This is a genomic window from Protofrankia sp. CiP1_Cm_nod3, assembly GCF_982290655.1.
On record NZ_CEVIVD010000121.1, the window covers coordinates 1,023 to 5,009 of the forward strand.

2 protein-coding genes are annotated in these 3,987 nt (G+C 72.6%); one reads left to right on the forward strand and one right to left on the reverse strand.

Annotation, left to right across the window (positions count from 1 at the left end; all coding sequences use genetic code 11):
* Window positions 1-536: 536 nt before the first annotated feature.
* Complete coding sequence (locus AC5LUJ_RS18840) at window positions 537-1,319, forward strand: FkbM family methyltransferase (protein WP_250287399.1); 783 nt, start codon at window positions 537-539, stop codon at window positions 1,317-1,319.
* A 331-nt stretch (window positions 1,320-1,650) separates the two neighbouring features.
* On the opposite strand, the gene AC5LUJ_RS18845 is transcribed toward AC5LUJ_RS18840, so the two are convergent.
* Window positions 1,651-3,981: a DUF7846 domain-containing protein gene (locus AC5LUJ_RS18845; RefSeq protein ID WP_493465394.1), complete on the reverse strand. Its 2,331-nt coding sequence runs from the start codon at window positions 3,979-3,981 to the stop codon at window positions 1,651-1,653.
* Between the last annotated feature and the right edge of the window lie 6 nt (window positions 3,982-3,987).

Sequence of the window (3,987 nt, forward strand, 5' to 3'; positions counted from 1 at the left end):
CACCTCCGGACACCAGCCGGCCACCAGCCACCGGCGGGAGACCGGTACCCACCCGCGGCCGCCCACGCGAAAGCCGGCCGGCCCGTAACGCCGTCGGCGCGGTTCGAAAGGCCTGTTCCGCGCACGGTTTCCGTGGGCAGGCTCCGCGGCCGGGCTCCTCCACAGCCGCCGGAAATCCGGCCGTCGGTACACCCGGATCGGGCGATCCGTACCCGGGAAATGCTTCGGCGATCCCGGAACCGGGCACGAGAGAATAATGATCACAAATATTCCGGACGCCCGGCTGCCGTTCCGGGCCGTCAGCTCGGCTCGCGGCCCTCCCTGCCCTGTTAACCCCTGCCCGGGCCTGGTTCGGGCATACTGCGTTCACGTCGTGCCGCATTCACTCCGGCATCCTCCGCCAGCGGCGTGACAGACCGTCCAGAACATGTCGGATCCGATTTCTCCGGACGATTTCAGCGGGTCCGGGGCAGCGCGTCCGAAAAGGCGGTCAAAACAGCGTCCACCACCTGGGGAAGGAACCGTTCTTGGCTGTCGTGAACGTGCTCGCCGAGCTGGTCCCCGACCGGGTGTTCGCGGCCGCGGTCGCCGTGGCCCACCGCCGCTTCGAGCCGATACTGCGCCGGGTGGATACGTTTGTCACACCGCGACAGACCGCTCTGGACGTCGGCGCCTGGTACGGCCCGTGGAGCCACTGGATGTCGCGGCACGCCCGCCATGTCGTGACGGTCGAGCCCAACCCCGAACTGGCCGCCTTCGTCGCCCGCACCTGCCGGCCGAACGTCACGGTGGTGCCGAAGGCCGCGTCCGACACGGAGGGTTTCGCCGAGCTGTGGCTGCCACCGGGCGGCCGGGGCACCGAGGGGCGCGCCTGCCTGCTCCCCCAGGGCCGTGAGCACACCGGGCACACCGGGCGCGCTGGGCACACCGGGCGCGCGGAGCACACCGTGAAGGTCGAGACGGTCCGTCTCGACAGCCTCGACATCGCCGACGTCGGACTCGTGAAGATTGATGTGGAAGGGCACGAACTCGCCGCGCTACGCGGCGCGGAGGGAATTATCCGGCGCTGGCGCCCGAATCTCGTAGTCGAGATCGAGGACAGCCGCAGCCCGGCGGCCGCGACCCTGGAACTGCTGCGGAGCTGGCACTACCAGGGCTGGTTCCTCGACCACGGGAGAATGCGCCCACTGGACGACTTCGATCTGGTCGGCCACCAGCGGGAAATGGCACCGCTGGCCCACCACGGCTACCTCCGGGCGGTACTGACCGGCAGCGTCCACCGATACGTCAACACCATTCTTTTCCGACCGTCCTCCTGACACCGGCTACCACGGGTGGAGCCGTGACACCGAAAAACGGGGGCGACCGGGGCGACAGCCACGCCAGCCTTCCGCTCGCGAATCCTGGAGCGCTGGTCAGGTAACGCGGATCCCATCCACGACCACCCGCACAGGCCATGATCCAGGAGAGTTTGTCGTTGTGTACGCTTTTTGGCCGCAAAAGCGTACACAACGACAAAATTACGCCGATCTTCTCCGGTGGCCGACGTCCATCGAAGCGCGCCATCGTTCAGGGGGGATACGTATGGTTACCTGACCGGCGCTCCAGGACGCCCTTGCGCGGGATCGCCGGGTGCCGGCCCGCCCCCTCTCATCGGCCCGCCGGGGCCGGTTCAGGGGCCGGTTCAAGGGTGACGTCGAGGGTGCCGGTCAGGGTGACCTGCTCCCAGGCGTCCGCGGGGAGTTCCGGTGTCTGCCGGAAACCCGCGCCCGGGGCCAGCAGGACCAGAGAACCGTCGGACCGTCGTTGCAGTGGGACGCGTTCCTCCCACCGCCAGGGCCGCGCCAGGTCGGGCGTGCCGCCCGCGACCAGCCCCACGACCAGCTCCGCGGCGGGACCCACCTCGGCGGCGGCCACCTCGGCGGGGGCCAACGTGGCAGGGTCCGTGCCGGCGGCGGGCCGGCCCGCCGTCCCGGGCGTGCGCCCACCTGTCCCGGGGCGCGGCAGCCCGCCCAGGCTGGCGTCGGAGCGTCCGTCCAGCGTCCAGGTCACCGTGCGTGTCGTGCCGGAGGCGTCCGTGCCGGTGGCGAGCGGGTAGGTCTGCGTCCGGTTGCCCAGGCGCAGGTAGAGCTGCGCGTAGGGATGGCCGGCGGGGACGGTCACCGACACCCGGGCGTCGATCGCCCTACCGGTGACCGTGCGCAGTTCGACGAACGAGCCCCGTGGGCGGCCGGGCCCGGCCGCCGCCGGCAGCCCGGCCAGGGCTGGCAGTTCGTCCGGGCGCAGCCGGTAGAGCCGACGTTCCGGCATCCGCGCGGCGAGCCCCACGACGGCCGGGCCGATGTCCGCGGCGTACAGCACCTCGTCCGACAGGTCCGGGCTGTTGCGCAGGAAGTGGTAGGGCACCTGGGCGTACCGGCTCGGGAGCGGCGGGGTGACGATCACGACCGCGGGCCCGCCGAGATCGTCGGGGATGAGGCCGAGCACGCGCTCGTCCACCATGTTCACGTACCGCTGGACCCCGGCCTTGCCGGGGACGGCGGGCACGGTCAGCGCCGCCAGCGCCAGCAGGCAGCCGCCGGCCACCAGCGCGCGGGCCGGCAGCGCGCGGGCCGGCAGCGCGCGGGCCGGCAGACCACCGGCCGGCAGGCCACGGGCCGGTCGCGGCAGGAACCACCGGCTGGGCAGGCGGCGCCACAGCCAGCATGCCCCGGAGGCCGCGAGGAGAACGACGGGTGTCAGCGCCACCATGTGGTAATGCGGGCCGATGCCGTCGCGCAGGCTCGGCATCGCCATGGCACTGCCCCACCAGCAGAAGTACGCGACGAAGACCAGCAGCACGTTGGCGGCGAGCAGCAGCCGGACGCGGCGGCGCTCCGCCACCAGCAGGCCGACGATCGCGAGCACGACCAGCCCCCGGCCGCCGAAGAGCCAGCCGGGGGCGGCGGCGACGGTCTCCTCCCACGCCTGCAGCGCGAGCCGGCGGGTGAAGAGGAACGGCGGTTCGGACGGCAGGATCCGGCGCTCACCGAAGCCGAAACGGTCCAGCGGGTCGGCGGCGGCCAGCGGCAGCAGCCGCACCGATCCGGTGACATGCCGGCAGAAGGCGGCCACCGCCACGGCGAACGGCAGCGCCCCGAGCCCGGTCCACCAGGTGTGGCGCAGCAGGGCACGCGGCGACAGCCGCCACCGGCTGACCGTCAGCAGCCGCCTACCGGCGGGCCCGCCGAGGGAAAGCCCACCGAAGGAAAGCCCGCCGACGAAAAGCCCGCCGACGGAAGGCCCACCGCTGGGGAGAACGCCGACGGAAGGCGCGCCGGTTACGGAACGTCCTGCCACGATGAGCGCGCAGACCAGCGTCACCAGCAGCGCGTCGAACGGGCGGGCCGTCGCCGCGAGGCCGAGCGCCGCGCCACCGGCCAGCAGTGACAGGCGCGAGCCCGTGCGGGTGCCGCGCGCCACCTCGGCGACCGCGATCGTCAGGGCCGCCGCGGTGAACGCGTACGCCATCGGCAGCGCCGTGTGCACGACCACCAGCGGGGAGAACGCCAGGAAGGCGGCGGCGACGAGGGCGGTGGCCACATCGTCGAACAGCTCCCGGGCGAGGCGGTACACCCCGGCCACCCAGGCCGCCGCCACCAGCGCCGGAGCGACGATCATCGTCCCGAACAGCAGCTGGGACGCGGCCAGCATCGCGGGCCAGCCCGGCAGGTACTTGGTGAACACCCGCCCGTCGTGGACGCCGGTCAGCCAGGGGCGGAAGAACGGCTCCACCAGGTTCTGGTCGAGGGTGAGCTGCCCGTGCAGCAGCATCCTGGCCTGCATGACATAGGCGGCCTCGTCCGCGTCGCCCGAGCCGTGACGGAACAGCGTGCGCTGCAGCAGCACGCTCATCACGAAGGACAGCGTGGCAAGGGCGGCGAGCGCGAGGCCGGCCCGGGACGGCCGCCATCGCCGGCCGGGGCCGGGCCACCGGCTCAGGCGCTG